Origin of the sequence: Gemmata algarum (assembly GCF_034097035.1) — a bacterium.
In the GTDB taxonomy this organism is placed as follows: Bacteria; Planctomycetota; Planctomycetia; order Gemmatales; family Gemmataceae; genus Gemmata; species Gemmata algarum.
On record NZ_JAXBLV010000003.1, the window covers coordinates 1 to 18,238 of the forward strand.

Below are 18,238 nucleotides of genomic sequence, written 5' to 3' on the forward strand. Positions count from 1 at the left end.
CGCCCTCACCATGCCCGCCGCCGAGCAGGAGCGCCGCATGCGCCGCATGCGCGCCCAGGTCGATGACCACAACATCTACCGCTGGGCCGGCTCGCTGCTGACCGCGATCAGCAAAATGGTTCCGGACGTTGCGGACGCGACCCCGGAGGCGGCGGCGGTCCCCGATCAAGCGGACGAGTCTCTGGAGGCGACCGAACGGGAGATCGCCCGCGAAAACTACTTTGCCACGCTCCGGCTCGCTGCCGGTTGAACCGCTAAAGCCGGTCACGATTCGCGGCACCGGCCGAACGCCGCTCCGCTCCCGGTGATGAGGGGTCGCATGAGTGACGGGGACGACTGGGTCGAGAGCGCCGTGCATGAGTTCCGCTCGGGACGGCCGCTGACCTTACTCTTTGATTATGACGGCACGCTCGCGCCGATCGTCCCGCACCCCGCCCTGGCGATCCTCGGGCCACAGGTCCGTGCAAGGCTGCGCCGGCTCACACGAGTCCCCGGGGTGTCGGTCGGGGTGATTAGCGGGCGGGCACTTGCCGACGTGCGTGACATGGTCGGTCTCGACGGGCTGTACTTCGGCGGCAGCGGCGGGGCCGAACTGGACCTCCGCGGGGCACTTGAGGTCGAACCCGTTTCGGCGGACGAGCAGCGCCAGTTGACGGCCGCCGTATCCGATTTACGTGCCGCGCTGGCCGGGTTCCACGGCGTGTGGCTCGAACCCAAGCCGATCGGGTTCGCGGTCCACTACCGGGCCACCCCGGAGCCCACCGCAACCGCGTTCCACGCGTTCTTCGGCCGGTGGCACGCCCAGTTCCCCGCGCTGCGGGTGCTGGACGTGTGCAAGGCCTACGAGGTCGGGCTGCGGGGCGGCTGGGACAAGGGCGATGCGGTACGGCGGGTCCTAGCCGAGCAGCCGGCGCACACGTTCGTCGTTTACTTCGGCGACTCGGAGAACGACCGCCCGGCGATGGCCGCGGCCGTCGCAGCGAACGGTGTGAGCGTCGGCGTCGGTCCGGAAACACCCACCGGAACGAGGTACACACTGCCCACGGCGGCCCGTCTGCACGCCGACCTCGCGCGTTTGTGCGGCGGGCTGAACCCGTTCGACCGGGTCACCCACTCGATCGCCGGAGCGGAGGCAACCCGTGACCACCTTTGACGCCGAGGGCCGCGCGGAGCGTCGGCCCGGTGTGCTGCTGGTTGACCCGGACCCGGCCACCCGGACGGCCTTGGCCCGGGGGTTGGAAGGCGCCGGCTGGCACGTATGGCCTGCGGACGGCGACGCCGCAATGGTGACGTACCAGGAGCACCGGGGCCGCATCGACGTAGCGCTCGTGGACCTCCAGTTCCCGGGGCTTCAGGGCGGGCGGTTGCTCGCCGAACTGGGTCAAGTGGCCCCCGAACTGACTCGGTGTGCGATGTCCGGCGGGGTGAGCACGTACACCGCGTCGGCGTTCCGGCGGATGAGCGGCACCCCGCTGTTCGCCAAACCGCTCGACCCGCGTGCGCTGGCCGCGGCGCTGTACGACCTGCTGCTCGTGGGCCGCACCTGAGCGCCCCCCTCGCGCGACCGGACCTTTACCCGCGGTAGGCCCGCCAGATGGCGTCGAGGGCTGGTGCCGCGCGGAGCGGGAGCTTGACCGTCACGAACTCCGAGACGTCGGTCTCGCCCGGGTTGATCTCGACGCTGGACCGGTGCAAGTGGTAGGCGTCGAGTACGGGGGCAGAGATGTAGGGAAAGACGCTCCTCGTCCCGATCGAGAAAACCAGATCGAAGCCCCGCTCGACTTCTCTCTTGTACGTTGCGAGCTGGGCCGCGGGGAGGTGCTCCCCGAACAGCACCACGTCCGGCCGCAGTGTGCCGCCGCAGCGCGGACAAGCGGGCGGAACGGTGAACGAAGAATAGTCTGCGACCGGTGCGGCGTAGGGGCACCGCAGGCACCGAACCCGGTACAGGTCGCCGTGAATGTCGATCACGTTGCGGGAGCCGGCCCGGCGGTGAAAGCCGTCCACGTTCTGCGTCAGCACCCACACCCGCTCGAACGCGCGCTCCGCCTCCGCGATCACCTCGTGCCCGCGGTTCGGTGCGGCCGAGCGGCACGCCCGTTCGATCTGCAACAGGTACTTCCAGGTCAGGTCGGGGCGGCGCTCGAGCGCCTCTCGGGAGAGTAGTGACTCGATCGGGACACCGTCCTCGGGGTCGCAGCCGTCGTACAACCCGCCGGCACCTCGGTACGTTGGCAACCCGGAGTCCGCCGAGAGCCCGGCTCCGGTGATGAACAGCACGCTCTGGCTCCGGCGGAGCAGGTCAACGACGCGCTCGACGCCACGCGCGTCGTCGAGGGTGAGGGTTTCGCCAGCCGGTGTGAGCGAATCCATCGGTCCGGGTCCTCAGAGAACCGACACCGGGAGAACGGGCGGTTCGCCCGCCCGCGGCGTTCGGCGTCAGCGGTCGTCTTGCGCGGCGTGCCGGCGGCGGACCAGAGACGCGCCGCGGAGGGGCGTTAGCGGGCAGTCGGCCGCGCCGCGCGGGCACACGAAATCGCCCGGCACCCGACCCACGGACAGGCACGCCCGCGCCGCCGCGTGCCGGTTACAGCCGATGTGAAACCTGCGGTGAGACGGATCGTAAAGGAGGACCAGTTCCGGGTGCTGAAGGAGGTACTCGAAGTACCCCGTGATCCAGTCGCTGCGCTGATCGTCGGCCGCGGGCACGAACTGCCCGCCGCGCACCGCCGGCACCTGCTCCCACCCGTCCAACCGGCCGGATTCGTCCGCCTGCGGCGCGAAGAAGCACACCTCCAGGCGCTCGTCCCAAAGCCCCGCGACCCGCCGGCGGTCCGCGGCCGGCAGCGTGTCCCACCAGAACTGGGCGTGCGGCTTCTCGTCTTCGGAGAGGAGGGCCAACAGATCGGCGGGCGGCTGTTCCAAACGCTCTTCCTTTCGCTCCGAAGGCACCGGGACGAATTCAAGGACCGGATGCACCATCGTAATGCCACGTGCGAGGGAAAGGCAACGCGGTTCCGGGATTGAAATAGAACCGCCGCAAGAATGACATCAAATTGATTAGAAAGATGCGGGCGTGATGACAGCCCGAGTTGGCCGAGCCGGGAACAACGTGTGCGAAGAGTAACCGGTCGCCGGCCCGCGAACGGGCAAAAACAGGCCCGTCCTCGCACGGGTACGAACCGTGCGGGCGAGCCGGCGGCACCGGCCGATAACGACTCGCCCCCCAGCGGGTCAAGCGTCGGGCTTCGCGCCGGTCGGCGGGAGCAGGTTCTTGATCCGCACGGCGAAGTGCTCGCCGACCACCACCACCTCGCCCACCGCGAAGGGCACCCCGCGCACCGTCAGCTCCACCGGCGCGCTGATGACCTCCTCCAGTTCCACCACGGAACCGGGGCCGAGGGTCAGGATCTCGCCGATCGGCAGCACCGCCCGGCCGAGCCGCGCGGTGATCGTGATCGGCACGTCGCGCAGCGACTCGAGGGTGCTCCCCGGGCCGGTGCCGGCGCGGGGCTCCAGCCGCGGGAACTCGGCCTGACGGGCCACGACCGTGGGGTCGGCGGGATCGGTCGGAGTGGTTTCGGCCATGTCGCGTCTCACGCTTGCGGTGGTCAGTCGCCGGTAATGGTATCGACAACAACGGCTGCCCGGTCACCGACGACCCCAGGCCAGACCCGGAATTTTCTCGCACCACTGACCAATCCGTCAAGCGGCTCGGTCACCTTCTGGTCGAACACGATCACGTCGCCGGTCGTTAGATCCGACACATCCCGCATCGTGAGGTCGGCGCGCCCGAGGATCACGCTCATTTCGACGCTCATCGCCCGCACCACGGACTCGATCTCGGACTTGGGCGCGGGCGTCACCGGCGGCGACAGCCCGACCGCGGCCAGCTGCTCCCAGCGGCCCGAGCGGGTCAGCAGCAGGTAGATCGGGTGCTCGCCGTACGGGGCGGAGAGGGTGAACGTGACGAAGATGTTGTGCTCGTTGCCCCCGGTCCACACCGCGGCAGGGGCCGCGGGCGCGCCGATGTCGACCACGAGCGGCTCGACCCCGGGCCAGCTCTTGAGGAACGGGGTGACGAAGAACTCGCGCACGAGGTGCGGGACCAGGGCCGACTCCATCGGGGTCGGCTCGCGGTCGGCCGGCAGGGCCTCGGGGGCCTCGCCGATCAGCCCGGACAGCAGCGCGATCAGCACCGGGTTCGGGAACACCAGCAGCGCCCCCCCGCCGGGCGCGTCGGGCGGCGCCAGCGGCACGCTGATCGCCCCCTCCGGGAAGAACCCGAGGCAGTACGCCGCGCTGGGCGTCTCCACCTTCGCGATCTGGAAGGTGGCGGGGTACTTCAGGGCTTGCGCCGCCGCCTCGTTGGTGCGGCGGCAGGCGAGCGTCAGCCACGCGGTGACGTTGCGCTCGATGTCCCCGGGCGGCGGTTTGCGGAAGTCGTACTCGGCCGGCGTCATTGCACGACGTACTCTTCGAACAGGACGGCCCGGATGCGGCTGCTGCCGTCGGGATAAAGGACCTCCTCGATCCGTTCGAGGAGCTCCCGCTGCATCCGCTGAACTCCGACCGACCCGCTCACGTCCTTGGTGCTCTTCCCGGCCAGGTGGCCGATCAGGGCGCTCTTCACCGCGGCCTTCTTCGCGGTCACCATACCGGTGACCTCTTTCTCGGCCTCGGCGTCGACGAGAACGGCGATCTTCAGGCGGAGATACCGTTGCTGCCGCTCTTCGACAAGGTTAACTACCACGTCTCCGAACGGCACGATCGCGGTCTTGCTCTCGGTCGGCTTCTTCTTCGGGGCCTTGTCCTTGTCCTTCTCCCCCTCGGCCTTCTTGCCGAACGGGGGCACCCCGCCCATCGCCATCGGGACGATGGCCCCGCCGCCCAAAGCGATCAGGCACACGATGATGAGGATCAGTTTGCCGCCCTTTTTCTTCGGCGCGGCTTCGGTTGCGGCTGCGGCCATGTGCGATCTCCTGGTGCGTTGATGCTCAGGGTCGCGTCCGTGCGGCGGGGTGGAGCGGGACCGCTCCCGAAGTATCCGTACTTCGTGTAACGTTGGCTCGTTCGATCGCCCCGGGCGTCGGCCGGGGGCGGTGAAACGGTTCGATTCTGCGTGCGGGTTCGGGCGGCACCACAACCGGCCGCCCGCCCCGCCTGAACGTTGCGCCGGCGCCTTACGGGGCCGGGGGCACCACCTGGCCGGTCGGCCCGGCCTCGACCGCCGGGACCACCTGGGTGGTGGGTCCCAGGTGCGTGCAGCTCTTCCCGCGGCCGAGCCGCTGGCACTCGCTGCACCCGAGGTGCGGGCGTCGCGCCGGGAACGTCGCCGCCGGGTCGATCAGCGCCCCGTCGGCGCCCATCACCACCCCGGGAACCGGGTACCCGAGCAAGCTTAGCACCGCTTCGCGGCTCACGAAGCGGCGGAACAAGTTTGGCGAGTCCAGGGCCAGTTCGCCGGCGAAGCTGTCGTCGCTCGCGATCACGTGGTTCCGGACCCACGCCGGGCGCTCACGCGAGCGCTGCCGGTAGTACACCCGGATGCGGTCGGCGATCGCCTGGTCCGTCGTGTCCCACAGCCCGTCCACCGAGGCGACGACCTTCGCCTCTTCGGGGCCGACCGCCTGGAGCACCAGCCCCATCCGCGGGCGCGGGTACGGGGAGTAGTTGGTCACCACCCCGTACACCACCACGTCGGCGTTGGTCGCCTTGGCGATGTCGAACAGCAGCACCTCGTCGAACCGCCCGCCGCACCGCGACAGCGCGGCCAGGTAGGCCCGGTCGTCCAGGGCGGTCGGGATCACCTCGAACCGCCCGACCTTGTTCAGTTCGGCGATGAACGCCTCGCGGGCCTCTTCCCCGACCCGCGTGTACCCGGCCTCGTTCCGGGTGAACCCGGTCTCGTTGCGGAACGGGAGCACGACCACCCGCGCCACCCGGTCCCACTGCCACCCCTCGAGGTGGTACTGGCTGAACGTCGGCGGGCCGGGCAGCGGCTTGTCCCTGTCGCGGTGCTTGTGGATCAGCTCGCACCCGGCGAGGGTGACCACCGCGAGCACCGCGAGCGAGCCCATCAGGCGCGTCGTCATGGCTTGCCCCCCGCGGGCGGCAGCGCCTTTTCGAGCGCCCGGATGACCAGTTGCAGGAGCTCGATGTCCTCGCGCTCCATCTGCCGGATCTTGTCCTGGAGCAGGGCGAGTTCGGACTTCTGCGAGGAGATGATGCCCCGCGCCTTGTCCACCTCCGCCTGCGCGGACTCGACCTCGCGGAGCGCCTCCATGAGGGCCTGCTCGCGGGCCGCCCCCAGGCGCTCCAGCTCGACGATCCGGGCCGACAGCTCGCGGTTCTGGGCCAGCACCAGCTCCAGTTGCCGCGTCAGTTCGAACACCCGGTCGGCGGGCACCTCGCCGGGTCCGATGTCGAGCTGCCGGCCGCGCCACGTGGGGTTGCCCCGGCTGTTCGGCCCGCCCCCGTCGCCCGGCGCGGTGAGCCCCGGCCCGAGCGGCGCCGGCGCCCCCGGTGCCACTAACCCGGCCGCGCCGGCCGGCGCGGGCGGGACCGGCGAGGCCGCCGCCGTGCGCGACGGCGGCGCCGCGGGCGGCAACATCCCGGGCGGCGGCAGCGCCCCCGCGGGCGGCTGTGGCGGCTGGTACGCCCCCACCGTCTTGCCGCCGGCCAGATCGGCGCGCCCGCCCCCCGCGGGGTCCGCGGCCTGGGTCCCGCCGGCCTGTACGATCCCGCCGGCCCCGCCCCCGCCATTATCGAGGCCGGGCGGGGTGGATTTGCCGAGCGGCGGCGGGACCGGTGCGGCGGGCCGCAATCCGCTCAGAGGCATACACCCCGTCGCGACCGCGGCGAGCGCGCACAGGCCCGACAGGATGATGTTCCGTCGGTTCACGGCTCCCTCCCTGGAGCAAAATGTCTGGAATCGGCCGTCAGTACTCGCACCGGATGAGGATCCGCTCCCCGCAGGTGCAGGTTACGTCCAGCGCCTGGATCAGGTCGCCCTCGCGGACGACCCGTACCTTCGGTTCGTGGCCCCCGCCCTCCGGGGCGGGGGCGCCGATCCGAACCGGCTCCCCCGTGACCCGAACGCGGGCGGCCCGCACGACCGGGCCGCCGCCCCCGGCTGGTCCCTCGTCCATGCCTGCCTCCTGCGAACTGCGCCCGCGAAGACGCGATTCCCTTGTGCGTTGAAGGCACGTGCTATAAGCGGGCGCCCGCGCCGTGTCAACGGCTGTTGTCGCGGGGCGCGAACGGGCCGGCTCAGCGGCCGATGAAGTCGAGCAGCCCCGGGTCGGCGAGCTTCGCCGTGATCGCGTAGATCGCCTGGAGCGAGGTCTGGGCCTCCTGCATCTTCACAATGGCGGCCGAGTAGTCGGTCCCCGCCAGGTCACCGATCCGGCCGTCGAAATCGAGCTTCGAGTCGCCGATCACTTTGGACAGCGTGTCCAGCGTGGCCAGGTTCGACGACTGCTCGCCCATCGCCTCGCCCAAGGAGTCCCGGGCCGTGGTGAGGTCGGCGACCCGCTGGTTCATCGCCTGGGTGAACGTGCTGCCCGTCGGGAGCGTGCCCCGCAGGTTGTCGCGCAGCGCGATCAGGCCCGCGAACACGTCCGCCCCGGGCTGCTGGAACACCTCGCTGCCGACGTACCGGGTCTCGACCGTGGTGCCGCGCCCGGTGACCACCCGGGCCCGCTGGGTGGCCCCGTCGTACACGACGCTCGCCGGCCGCCCCTGGGCGTCGGTGGTGGCCACCCGGAACGGGGCGGTGTCGATCGCCGTGCCCGAGAACACCGACTTGCCGTCGGGCTGCGAGTTGGCCGTGGTCAGGGCCCGGGTGAGCAGGCTGTCGACCTCGGACGCGAGCGCCTCGCGGCTCTCCGGCGTGGTGCTCGAGTCGTTCGCCTGCAGGGCGATGTTCTTGGCGCGGACCAGGATGTCGTTCACGTCCTGGATCGCCGAGAGCCCCGAGTTCAGCACCGCGGTCGACTCGCTGACCTGTTTGGCGTAGCTGTCGAGCCGGTTCGACGCGGCCTTCGCTTCCGTGAGCGCCGGGTACTTGCTCGGGTCGTCGGACGCCTTCGACACCTGGATCCCGGAGGTGATCTGGGCGTAGTACTTGTCCAGGTCCGCGCTGCGGAGCCGCATGTTCGCGATGGCGTTGCTGTTCTGGGTCAGGGTCGTGACGCGCAGGTTCATCGGGGAGTTCCTCCTGGTTGGGGTGCGGGCCGGCGCGCCAGGCCCCGGCGCCGGTCGCGCCGGCGCGGACCCGGGGCGCGAGCCCGGGCGGTTAGATGATGTTGAACAGGGCGTCCATCGAGGTGTTCACGACGGACAGGTACTTGGACGCGCCCTGGATCATGCGCTGGAACGCGAGCAGCTTGACCAGCTCCTCGTTCGTGTCCACGCCGGTCGTGGCCTGCTCCTGGCTGGCCAGCTCGCGGAGCGCGCTGGCCTGCGTGGTCTGCAGGTCGTTGAACGAGTTGATGTCGCTGCCGAGCGTGGCCGCGATGTCGGCGAAGTCCTGGGTGAGGGTGCGGGTGCCGACCGCCTGCGCGTCGCGGACCGCGCCGAGCCGCTCCAGGTTGGTGCCGTCGCCCACCTGCCCGGTCCGCGACGCCGCGAGCAGGGTCGGGTCCGCGGTGATCGCGGGGTTGACCCGGATGCTGGCCGCGCTGCTGCCGACGAACAGCCCGTTCACGCCCAGCGCCACGAGCAGGCCCGAGGTGTCCGTGTTCGCCACGGCGCCGGACCCGGCCGGCAGCGAGTCGCGGCCCGCGAACTCGAACGAGTACCCGGCCTGGGCCTGGATGTTGAGGGTGTTGGACGTCGCGTTGACCGTCGCCGCCAGCCCGGGCACCGCGCTGAGGGCGGTGGCGATGTCCGTCAGGCTCTGCGTGGCCGGGTTGATCGCGATGGCCGTGTTGGTCCGGGTCGCGGGGGAGACGTTGTTGTTCGTCACGCTCACCGTGAGCGTCCCGGCCTGGACCGCGAACGGCAGCCCGGCCGCGTTCAGCGGCGCGGTCACCGACGACGCCTGGTTGGTCCCGCTCAGGCTGGTGATCGGCGTCGAGCCGAGCCCGGTCGCCTGCACCTGGTTCACCTTCTGGATCAGCTGGCCGGCGAGCGTGTCGAGCCGGGCCCGCAGGGCCGGGATGTCGGTGTTGAAGGACTGCACGTCCCCCGCCAGCGAGCCGGACCGGAAGTTGCGGGTCAGGGCCGCGGTCGTGTCGGTGATGACGATGTCGTCGCTGGCGTTCTGCGACACGGTGAACCGGTTCGCGAACTCACCGACCACCACCGCGGAGTCGCCGGAGATGACGTTGATCTGCCCGCTCGGCACCTCGACGGTTTTGACGTCGATGAGCTTCGACAGGTCGTCGATGGCCACGTCGCGCTGGTCGCGGAGGTCGTTGGCCGTCAGGCCCCGGTTCTCTTTCGTGAGGATCTGCGTGTTCAGGCTCGCGATGCGGGTCGCCAGTGTGTTCACCTGGTCCACCGTGGCCCCGATCTTGCGGCCGAGGTCGGACCGCAGCCGGTCGATGTCGCCGGCGGTCGAGTTGAGCTGGTTCGAGAGGTCCGAGGCGGCGGTCAGGATGGTGCGGCGGGACGCCAAGTTGTCCGGGCGGGCGGTCAGCTCCTCGACCTGGTTGAAGAAGCTCTCGAGCTTGTCGCCGACCCCGCCCTGGCTGGTGGCCAGCGCGGTCTCGACCTGCCGGTTGGTGTCCAGCAGGGCCGTGTACCGCCCCTGGTCGCCGTTGCTGGTCAGGATCGCGGTGCGGACCGCCGGCAGCGAGTACCGGGTGACCGAGCCGATGTCCACGCCGGTCACGTTCGGGCCGGTGGTGCGGCTCACGAGCTGCGGGTCCACGCGGTGGTACCCGGGGGTGGTCGCGTTCGCGACGTTCTGGCCGATCAGGTCGAGCGCCTTTTGCGCCGTGGCGATGGCCGAGGTGCCGATGACGTAGCTGTTCGTCATGTGATGGTTCCGCGTCTCAGGAGGGGCTGATTCGACGCCGGCGGCAGCCACTGACCGGAGGGGCCGTACCGGGTGGGGGTGTCGTCCACGCCGCAGTCGGCGAGCACGTCCCGAAAGAATGATCGGAGGTGACCGAGAAGATTTGCGTTCCGCGTCTGAATCCGGTCCAGCTCGGCGGCGAGCGCGGCGAGCCGCTCACGGGCGGCCCGGATCGTCTCCGCCTGGGGCTCCGGGAGCCGCTCGGCGAGGGCCGCGAGGGTGGCCCGCTCGGGTGCGAGTTCCAGGGACGCGGCCAGGGCGCCGGTCGCTTCCAGCCGGGCCGCGGACGCGGCCCTCAGCCCGGCCGCGATCCGCTCCTGTTCGGCGCCCAGCCCGTGGGCCTCCGGGACCGCGCCGCGCCGCAGCGCGGCGTACAGCTCCTGGCCCTTTTCGATGGCCGCGGCGAGGAACTGTTCCTCAGCCGCCAGGTGGTGCAGAAACGGCTCGACCGGAGCCGACGGCGCTGAGAGCGTGAGCATCGGTGTGCGTTACCGGCTTGGGTGCGGCGCCGGTCTCCTGCATCTGGCGAACGAGCGCGGACGCGAGGCCGATCCCGCCGGCCCCCGCGAGGTGGCGCCCCAAGTAAAGGTCGAACAGGCCGCCCTGCACGTCGCCGGTGTCGCCGGGGAACAGCCCCCCGCCCTCGCCCTCGTCGAGGGTCTGGCGCATCTCCTTGAGCAACATCGAGAGGAAGGTGGCTTCCATCTCGCCGGCCATGTCCTTGACGCGCGCGACGGCCTTGTCCGCAACCGTAGCACCCGGCTTGCCCAGCGTCGGGGCCGAAATTGAGGCCGAGGACATAATACTTTCTGTCCCGATCATAGTTTTCCTCCGCGGGTTTGAAGTGTGTTACGGGGGCCGGGTTCGGGGCGGCCCCGAACCCGGCGCGGGCTCACTCGATGACCACTTCCGCGTGCAGCGCGCCGGCCCGCTTCATCATCTGGAACACGGCGATCAGGTCGCGCGGGGTGACCCCGAGCGCGTTCATCGAGCGGGCCACGTCCGCGACGGTGGTCGATTTCGGCAGCGGGAGCAGGCGGGCCTGCTGCTCGCTGCCCGTCACCTGGGTCCGCGGCACCACCACCGTGCCGCCGCCCGAGAAGGGCGGGGGCTGCGAGATCAGCGGCGTGATCGACACCCCGATGTACAGGTTCCCGTGCGCGATGGCCGTCGGGGAGATGGTCACGTTCTCCCCGGCCACCACCGTCCCGGTGCGCTCGTTGATGACCACCCGCGCGGTCGTGTCCGGGCGCACCTCGAACAGGCCCACCTCGGCGATGAACTGGGTCGCGGTCTTACTCAGGTCGGTCGGCTGGCACAAGGCCACCGCCCCGGGGTCGGTGGCGACCGCGGTGCCCGGGTACCGGTCGTTGATCGTCTTCGCGATGACCCGCGCCGTGTTCGGGTCCGGGTCCTTCAGCAGGAGCGTGGCCTTGCCGTCGCGGACCAGCTCGCCCGGCGCCTCCTTCTCGATGATCCCGCCGCTCGGCACCCGCCCGACGTTCACGTGGTTCTTCTGCACCCCGCCGCCCCCGACGGTGACCGAGAACCCGCCGACCGAGAGCGGCCCCTGGGCCAGCGCGTACACGTTCCCGTCGGCCCCGCGCAGGGGGGTGAAGATCAGCGTCCCGCCCTGGAGGCTGCGGGCGTCGTCGATCGCGGACACGGTCACGTCCACCCGCGACCCCTTCCGCGCGAACGGCCCGATCTCGGCCGTCACCAGCACCGCCGAGATGCTGGTGGAGCGGATCACCGACTCGGCCGGGAGCTGGCTGAAGATCTGCGTGCTGGTGCCCATGCGCTGGAGCAGGTCCACCGCCACCTGCTGGGTGAAGGTGCTGCGGCTCCCGGTGCCGTCGAGGCCGACCACCAGGCCGAACCCGTACAACTGGTTCGCCCGCGCGCCGGACACGTCGGTGATGTCCTTGATCCGCACCTGTGCGGTCGCCTGCGAGGCCGCCGCCAGCGCGACCGCCGCCGCGATGAGAAGCCGGTACATGTGTCTCCCCCGAAGAAGAGGGCAGCGAACGGAGGGCGGCGAACCGGGGCCGGAGAAACAGGGGCCGCTCCATCAGGCGCGTCGCCCCCGTTCGCCCCCTGGCCCGCTCCGGTCGCCGTCGTGCCCCTCGCCCTTCTGTCCTCTGACCTCTGTCTTCTGATTCCCGCCACCGCTTTTGCCTTACGGGCGCAGCAGGTTCCCGAGCCGGCCGAGGTAGCTCTGCCGCGTGGTGCGGCTCCCCGGGCCGCGGCCCAGGTAGCTGACGCGGAAGTTGGCCACGTTCCCGGACCCGACCACGTTGCCCACGCCGATGTCCTGCTGGCGCACGATCCCGGTGAGGCGGAGCACCCGCTCCTCGCCCTGCACCACCCGGCTCTTGTACCCCTCGACCACCAGGTTCCCGTTGGGCATGATGTCCACCACGGTCACCGCCATGCGGTCGGTGAACGTGTGGGTCACGGTGCTCTGCGCCGCCCCGTTGAAGTTCAGGCTGGTCGAGCCGCCGGGGAGCGTGAACCCGACGCCGCTGGAGTTCACCGTGCCCAGCCCGGTGCCGCCGCCGCCCCCGCCGTTGTTGTTCGGGGTGACGTTGCCGCCGCCGAAGAACTGCACGTTGCCGCCCGACGTGGCCGTGCGGTTGAGCTGCCGCGCGTCCTGCTCGTTGGACACCGTGTTCTCGGTGATGGTCACGACGAGCACGTCGCCGACGGCCCGGGCCCGGTTGTCCTGGAACAGGTGCGCGTACCGCGGGTCGCGGCGCTCCCAGAGGGAGTCCGCCCGGCTGGTGGCGACCGCCGCCACCGCCGCAAGGGCCGCTGCCAATGCTAATCGCCTCACGGCGTGGTACCTCCCAGTTCGATCACGAGCTTCCCGGCCCCGGTGACCTTCGCGGGCACCAGTTTCTTCGACTCGCCGTTCTGCACCATCACGGTCTGACCGAGGCGCCCGTCGCTCTGGGCCTCGCCGGTCATGATCATCTTCAGCCCGCCGGTGCTGACGCTCACCTCGACCCGCTGCCGGGCCCGCACCAGCACCTCGTTCGGGTTGGCGGGCGCCGTGCCCGCGGCCGGTTGCACCTGCGGGTCGGCCCGCGGGCCGTCCGTCACGTTGACGTGCAGGGCCATCCCGAGCAGGGTCTCGCCCCCGCACGCGATCGTCACGTCCATCTGCACCCGCCCGGTGGCCCGGCCGCGGGGCTTCGCGGTGATCGTCACCCGCTCGTCCGCGGGCACCTCCGGGAGCTTCACCGCGACCGGCTGCGCGAGCTCGACCGTGGCCCCGGAGCCCGGGGGCAGGTGGCGGAGCAGCTCGGCCCGGGCCGCGGCGAGCACCTCGTCCGCGGTGACCGGGCGCCGGGCCGGGGTGACCGTCACGCGGTCCGCGCCGGTCACGCGCACCGTGCTCGCGTCGATGCCGGCCAGCTCCAGCCGGTAGCAGACGGACAGCCGCCCCACGACGGTGCCCGCGCTGCGGGCCTTGAGCTCGACGAGGTCCACCTTGGCGACCCGCGCCCGGCTCCCGGCGTCGCCGCCGGAGATGAGGGCCACGTCGCCCACCGTGATGAGGTTCGTGCCGACGGTCGCGGACGGGTTCAGTTCGACCACCACCGGGTCGCCGGCCCGCGCCGCGAGCGGCGCGAGGGCCGCGACGGCCGCCAACAGGTATCGGAAGCTCCGCATCCGTGCGCTCCGCGGGAACGAGAAGGGACTGTGCGCGAGGGCGATCCGTGTGGCGCGGCCGGCCGCGCCCACGGGGCGCCGCCGTTACCGGATCAGGTCCGTGGTCGAGGCCAGCATGTTGTCGGCGGTGCGCACGGCCCGGGTGTTGAACTCGTAGGCGCGCTGGGCCAGGATCAGGTTGATCAGCTCGGTCACCACGTCCACGTTCGACCGCTCCAGGAACCCCTGGCGGGTGAACCCGACGCCGTTCTGGCCCGGGGTGGCGATGAGCGGGGTGCCCGACGACGCCGTCTCGGCGAACAGGTTGCGCCCCTCGGCGCTCAACCCGGCGGGGTTCTGGAACCGCACCAGCGTGAGCTGGCCCAGCACCGTCGAGGCGTTCAGCGCGCCGGCGTTCTGCACCGAGATCGTGCCGTCGGAGCCGACCGACACCGACACGGCCTGGGTCGGGATGGTCACCTGCGGGGAGATCAGGAACCCGTCGCTGGTGACCAGGTTCCCTTGCGCGTTCAGCCGCAGCGCGCCGTCGCGGGTGTAGCGCAGCTCGCCGCTCGGGAGCGTCACCTGGAAGAACCCCTCCCCCTCGACGGCCACGTCGAACGGGTTCTGGGTGTTGACCAGCGCGCCCGGGGTGAACACCTTCGTGATGCCCGCGACCCGGGCCCCGCTGCCGATCTGGAGCCCCGTGGGCACCTGGAGCCCGGCGGCGGCGTCGGACCCCGGCGCCCGCTGGCTCACGTACAGCAGGTCCTGGAAGTCGGCCTGCCCCTTCTTGAACCCGTTGGTGTTGACGTTCGCGATGTTGTTCGACGTGTTGTCGATCGCGGTGGTCTGGACGTTCATCCCCGTGGCGCTGGTGAACAGGGCCTTGATCATGGGTCGTCTCCTTGTGTGAGTGTGCGGCGGCCGAGCGGCGGGGCGCGGGGCCGCCCGGCGGCGGTCCGGGCGCGGCCGCCGCGTCCCGGGTCTCTCAGGTCTGCGGGCGGGTGTTCAGTTGCAGCGATTCGGCCTGGGCGCGGAGCGCGCGCTGGGCGGCGTCGTAGTACCGGGCGCCGATGATGAGCCGGACCATCGCCGCCGCGGGCTCGACGTTGGAGCCCTCCCGCGCGCCCTGGAGCACGCGCCCCGGGGCGTCCTGGCGGCCGGCCTGCGGGGTCGCGGTGTACAGCGTCGGCCCCGCGGCGGTGAGCTGCTTCGTGTCGGCGAACCGCACGAGCCGGAGCGTGCCCAGGGGTTGCCCGTCGGCGGTGATGCTGCCGTCGCTGGCGATCACCACGCGGTTGGTGCCCTCGGGGATGGTGACGTTGCCCTGGTCGGTCTGAAGCGCGTAGCCGGCCTGGCTTACCAGGCGCCCCTGGGGGTCGACGCGGAAGCAGCCGTTGCGCGTGTAGAGCGGCCCGCTGGGGCCGTTGAGGACGAAGAACCGGTCGGGTTCGCCGATCGCGAGGTCGTAGGGGTGACCGGTCTGTTGGACCGGCCCCGGGCGGAAGTCGTTGTACGCCTGGACCGTGCGCGCCCCGGTGATGTCGCCGGTCGGCTCCTCGGCGCGGCCGATGTGCCGGTCCAGGCTCTCGAACACCAGGCCGCGCTCGCGGTACCCGGGCGTGGTGGAGTGGGCCAGGTTGTGCGCCGTCACTTCCTGCTGTTCCGACGCGATGACCAGCGCGGAACCGGCGCTGTAGAGGCCGCGGATCATGTGTTCTCGCCCCCGGGGTTGAGACCGGAGGATTCATCGACCCGTCACAACCGGCGCGCTCACTCCTTTTGCCCGTTCTTACCGGACCGGTACGAGCGGGCCGGGAACGGAGCGGCCCCGGCGCGGTCAAACGCGCCGGGGCCGCCGGTACTGCCTGTCTTACCAGGCCGGTTTGAAGAGGATCGGGGAACGTGAGCGGCGCCCGCCGGGGGCGCCGGGTGGTGGCTGGCCCGCCCGACTTGGTGTCAGGCGGTCGCGATGACGGCCTCGGCGCGCGCCATCGGGGAGAGGCGCCCGGACCGCTCCAGCGCGTTCGCCTCCTCGCGCACCGCCTCGAACCCCTGCCGGAGCGTCTGGAGCACCTTGCGCGCGTTCGCGATCCCGGGGGCGGTCGCCTGAGCCACCTCGTGCATCGCGTGCTCGTACAGCCGGAGCATGTTGGTGTTGGCCTCCGGGTTCACCTCGACCCGGACCCCGTCGGCCAGCGCCATGATGATCTGCTGCACCTTCAGCAGCAGCGTCATGGCCTCCGAGGGGTTCGCGGCGCCCAGGGCGGCCTCGGCCCGGTCGAGCCGCTCCAGCGCCTTGTCGTACAGCGCGATGAGCAGGTCCATGCGGGTCCATCCGGCGTCGGATTCCGACTGCTGATAGCGGCGGTATAGGTTCATGGTGAGGTCGTCCTGGGGGCGCAGTCGGGTTACTTGTTGCTGGTGCTCGACGCGGTGAGCGACGAGAGCTGGGTCTGGAGGCCCTTGAGGCTGTTCACCGCGCTCTCCATTGCGGCGAACTTGGACTGCAGGTCGGCGGTCTTGGCTTCCAGCAGCGCGTTCTGCTTGTCGATCGTGTTGCCGATGGCCGTGCTCTGGTCGTTGAGCCCTTCGTTAATGATCTTGAACCGCCCGCTCACCGGGTCGATGTACTTGTTCAGCACGGTGTTGAGGCGGCTCGCCAGCCCCTGGGTGACGGTCACGTTCGCGGTCGCCGCCGTGGTCCCGGTGGCCTTCACCTGGAGGCCGCTGGTGTTCGTGTTGCCCGACGCGCCGGCCAGGATCTGCCCGGTGCCGAACGCGGCCTCGGTCTGGCCGTTGGCCACGAAGTTGCCGGTCACGTTGGTGCCGGACGCGGACTCGGTGCCGCTGAACCCGAGGTTGCTCAGCAGCGTCGCGTCCGCGACGCCGTTGACCGTCGCGCCGGTGACCGCGATGCTGGCCGCGGACCCGTACTTGTTGGTGGTCAGGGAGATGCTGCCGGACGGGTCGAGCGCGGCGGTGACGTAGTTCTCGGGCGACGACTGGGCCGAGTTGATGGCCTTCTGGATGGCGGCGATCAGCTCGCCGGTGGTGTTGTAGCTGCCGGCCGGCAGCGACACCCCCAGGGCGGTCAGCGAGTTGATCTTGATCTGCAGCGCGGCGTTGGCCGGCACCACGACCACCGCGGCCGGCGGCCCGGACGACAGCACCACCGCCCGGGTGGCCGGGGCCGTCACGTTCACCTGGTACGGGGTCGCCCCGCTCGCGAGCGTGGCGCTCGACCCGATGAAGAAGTCGACGCCGGCCGTGTCCGAGGTGCCGGACAGCGAGAACAGCTTCTTGAAATCGGCCTGGGTGGTCCCGGACCCGTCGCTCAGGGCGGCGGACAGCTTGGCCGAGTCGAACGTGAGCTTGCCCTTGTCGTCGAAGGCGAGCCCGACCGACGACAGCCGGTTCGCGCCGGTGCCCAGCCCGGGGATGGTGGTCGACAGGGCCGACGACAGGTCGTTCGCCAGGGCCGCCACGTCGCGGTCCCCGAGCAGCACCCCGCTGGCATTGGTGGCGGGGTCGAACTTGGTCAGGTCCGCGATCTGGTCCTTGACGCCGTTGAACGCGGTGACGAAGTCCTGCACCGCTTTGACGGTCGCGTCCGTGTCCGGCTTGACGGTCACGCTGACGGTCTTGTTCTCCTGGAGCACGTTCAGCGTGACCCCGTTGATCAGCCCGTTCACCTGGTTGGTCGGGCTGGACACGGTCAGGGCGTTGCCCCCGCTGCCCACGGTCACCTTCGCGTCGGTGGCCAGCTGGACGGTGGTGGCCGCCGGGTCGAACGCGGCGCCGGTGCCGCCGGTGAGCCCGGAGGCGTCCGTGACGATCTGGTTGGTCGCCCCGGTCTTGGAGGATGTCAGGAGCAGCTTGTAGGTCCCGGTGGCGCTGTCGCTGACGACCGACGCGCGGGCGTCGCCGCCGGCCGCGTTGATCGAGTCGGCGAGGCCCTGGAGAGTGTTGTTCCGGGAGTCCACGGTGACCGTGGTGGTGGCGCCGCTGCCCACGGTGATCTTGAGGGTGCCGGTCTTTAGCGCGGTGTTCGGGTCCGCGAACCCGGTGGACGCCACCTGGGCGCCCTTGGCCAGGCTGGTGACGGTGAGCGCGTACGTGCCGGCGACCGCGGCCGTGCCGGCGACCGCGGTGGCGACGGTGGTATCGGACGCGGTGGCGACCCGGCCGTCGAACGCGCCGCCCGCCGTCTTGGCCAGCGATGCGGTCTTCGACTGGAGGTCGAACAGCTTGCCCTGCAGGGCGGCGAACGCGGTTTGCTTGGTGGCGATGTCCGCCTGCTGGCTCTTGTACCGGTCGATCCGCTGCTGGCTGAGGGCGGTCAGCCCGGAGACGATCTTGGCCGTGTCGATACCGGTGGCCAGGCCGGTGAAGTTGAGTCCGTTGGTGCTGACGCCGCTGATGGCCATTGTGGGTGTACCTCGGTATTGGGAGCGACGGGGGACGCGGAACCGTGGGCGGGACGACGACCGACGCGAGAGTGCGGGAGCGGGGCGGGGGGGGGGGGGGGCCCCCCCCCCCCCCCCCCCC

The 18,238-nt window shown here is 71.0% G+C and carries 21 protein-coding genes and 1 pseudogene; 3 read left to right on the top strand and 19 right to left on the bottom strand.

Annotation, left to right across the window (positions count from 1 at the left end; all coding sequences use genetic code 11):
• The 3 genes and pseudogenes from R5W23_RS01930 to R5W23_RS01940 all read left to right on the top strand — a co-directional run.
• A pseudogene (locus R5W23_RS01930) lies at nt 1–250 on the top strand (trehalose-6-phosphate synthase); the annotation flags it as partial.
• A gap of 69 nt (nt 251–319) precedes the next feature.
• A complete protein-coding gene (gene otsB, locus R5W23_RS01935) occupies nt 320–1,153 on the top strand; it encodes a trehalose-phosphatase (RefSeq protein WP_320684875.1) in 834 nt (277 codons plus the stop codon).
• A complete protein-coding gene (locus R5W23_RS01940) occupies nt 1,140–1,547 on the top strand; it encodes a response regulator (protein WP_261190291.1) in 408 nt (135 codons plus the stop codon). Before otsB ends, R5W23_RS01940 begins: the two co-directional genes overlap by 14 nt.
• Before the next feature lie 25 nt (nt 1,548–1,572).
• Here the strand turns inward: R5W23_RS01940 and R5W23_RS01945 are convergent, their stop codons facing one another.
• The 19 genes from R5W23_RS01945 to fliD all read right to left on the bottom strand — a co-directional run bounded on the left by R5W23_RS01945 (nt 1,573) and on the right by fliD (nt 18,117).
• Nucleotides 1,573–2,373 (bottom strand): NAD-dependent protein deacylase, encoded by an 801-nt coding sequence (locus R5W23_RS01945; RefSeq protein WP_261190290.1) that lies wholly within the window; start codon nt 2,371–2,373, stop codon nt 1,573–1,575.
• Between the two features lie 66 nt (nt 2,374–2,439).
• Entirely contained in the window at nt 2,440–2,925 is a 486-nt protein-coding gene (locus tag R5W23_RS01950) for a hypothetical protein (RefSeq protein WP_320684876.1), read from the bottom strand.
• Nucleotides 2,926–3,234: 309 nt separating this feature from the next.
• Nucleotides 3,235–3,588, bottom strand: coding sequence for a FliM/FliN family flagellar motor switch protein (locus R5W23_RS01955; RefSeq protein ID WP_261190288.1), 354 nt, complete (start codon nt 3,586–3,588; stop codon nt 3,235–3,237).
• A gap of 23 nt (nt 3,589–3,611) precedes the next feature.
• Nucleotides 3,612–4,463, bottom strand: coding sequence for a FliM/FliN family flagellar motor switch protein (locus R5W23_RS01960; RefSeq protein ID WP_261190287.1), 852 nt, complete (start codon nt 4,461–4,463; stop codon nt 3,612–3,614).
• Nucleotides 4,460–4,972, bottom strand: coding sequence for a flagellar basal body-associated FliL family protein (locus R5W23_RS01965; protein WP_261190286.1), 513 nt, complete (start codon nt 4,970–4,972; stop codon nt 4,460–4,462). Before R5W23_RS01965 ends, R5W23_RS01960 begins: the two co-directional genes overlap by 4 nt.
• 211 nt (nt 4,973–5,183) lie before the next feature.
• Nucleotides 5,184–6,095, bottom strand: a complete 912-nt coding sequence (locus R5W23_RS01970) for a hypothetical protein (protein WP_320684877.1) — start codon at nt 6,093–6,095, stop codon at nt 5,184–5,186.
• A complete protein-coding gene (locus tag R5W23_RS01975; RefSeq protein ID WP_261190284.1) occupies nt 6,092–6,904 on the bottom strand; it encodes a hypothetical protein in 813 nt (270 codons plus the stop codon). The genes R5W23_RS01970 and R5W23_RS01975 overlap by 4 nt, the downstream gene beginning before the upstream one ends.
• Nucleotides 6,905–6,941: 37 nt before the next feature.
• The gene (locus R5W23_RS01980) at nt 6,942–7,151 is read right to left on the bottom strand and encodes a hypothetical protein (RefSeq protein WP_261190283.1); all 210 of its coding nucleotides are present in this window, start codon (nt 7,149–7,151) and stop codon (nt 6,942–6,944) included.
• A gap of 121 nt (nt 7,152–7,272) precedes the next feature.
• A complete protein-coding gene (gene flgL, locus R5W23_RS01985; protein WP_261190282.1) occupies nt 7,273–8,208 on the bottom strand; it encodes a flagellar hook-associated protein FlgL in 936 nt (311 codons plus the stop codon).
• A 91-nt stretch (nt 8,209–8,299) separates the two neighbouring features.
• Nucleotides 8,300–9,988 (bottom strand): flagellar hook-associated protein FlgK, encoded by a 1,689-nt coding sequence (flgK, locus tag R5W23_RS01990; RefSeq protein WP_261190281.1) that lies wholly within the window; start codon nt 9,986–9,988, stop codon nt 8,300–8,302.
• Nucleotides 9,985–10,506: a flagellar export chaperone FlgN gene (gene flgN / locus R5W23_RS01995; protein ID WP_261190280.1), complete on the bottom strand. Its 522-nt coding sequence runs from the start codon at nt 10,504–10,506 to the stop codon at nt 9,985–9,987. The genes flgK and flgN overlap by 4 nt, the downstream gene beginning before the upstream one ends.
• Nucleotides 10,445–10,828 (bottom strand): rod-binding protein, encoded by a 384-nt coding sequence (locus R5W23_RS02000; protein ID WP_261190279.1) that lies wholly within the window; start codon nt 10,826–10,828, stop codon nt 10,445–10,447. The genes flgN and R5W23_RS02000 overlap by 62 nt, the downstream gene beginning before the upstream one ends.
• A gap of 91 nt (nt 10,829–10,919) precedes the next feature.
• On the bottom strand, nt 10,920–12,026 hold the full coding sequence (locus R5W23_RS02005) for a flagellar basal body P-ring protein FlgI (RefSeq protein WP_261190278.1): 1,107 nt from the start codon (nt 12,024–12,026) through the stop codon (nt 10,920–10,922).
• 180 nt (nt 12,027–12,206) lie between these two features.
• A complete protein-coding gene (locus tag R5W23_RS02010; protein ID WP_261190277.1) occupies nt 12,207–12,863 on the bottom strand; it encodes a flagellar basal body L-ring protein FlgH in 657 nt (218 codons plus the stop codon).
• On the bottom strand, nt 12,860–13,705 hold the full coding sequence (locus tag R5W23_RS02015; protein WP_320684878.1) for a flagella basal body P-ring formation protein FlgA: 846 nt from the start codon (nt 13,703–13,705) through the stop codon (nt 12,860–12,862). The genes R5W23_RS02010 and R5W23_RS02015 overlap by 4 nt, the downstream gene beginning before the upstream one ends.
• A gap of 84 nt (nt 13,706–13,789) precedes the next feature.
• Complete coding sequence (gene flgG, locus R5W23_RS02020) at nt 13,790–14,581, bottom strand: flagellar basal-body rod protein FlgG (RefSeq protein WP_010037640.1); 792 nt, start codon at nt 14,579–14,581, stop codon at nt 13,790–13,792.
• Between the two features lie 94 nt (nt 14,582–14,675).
• Nucleotides 14,676–15,401: a flagellar hook-basal body protein gene (locus tag R5W23_RS02025; protein ID WP_320684879.1), complete on the bottom strand. Its 726-nt coding sequence runs from the start codon at nt 15,399–15,401 to the stop codon at nt 14,676–14,678.
• Between the two features lie 245 nt (nt 15,402–15,646).
• Entirely contained in the window at nt 15,647–16,069 is a 423-nt protein-coding gene (locus tag R5W23_RS02030) for a flagellar protein FliS (RefSeq protein WP_261190274.1), read from the bottom strand.
• Nucleotides 16,070–16,098: 29 nt separating this feature from the next.
• Nucleotides 16,099–18,117 (bottom strand): flagellar filament capping protein FliD, encoded by a 2,019-nt coding sequence (gene fliD, locus R5W23_RS02035; RefSeq protein WP_320684880.1) that lies wholly within the window; start codon nt 18,115–18,117, stop codon nt 16,099–16,101.
• Nucleotides 18,118–18,238 lie beyond the last annotated feature (121 nt).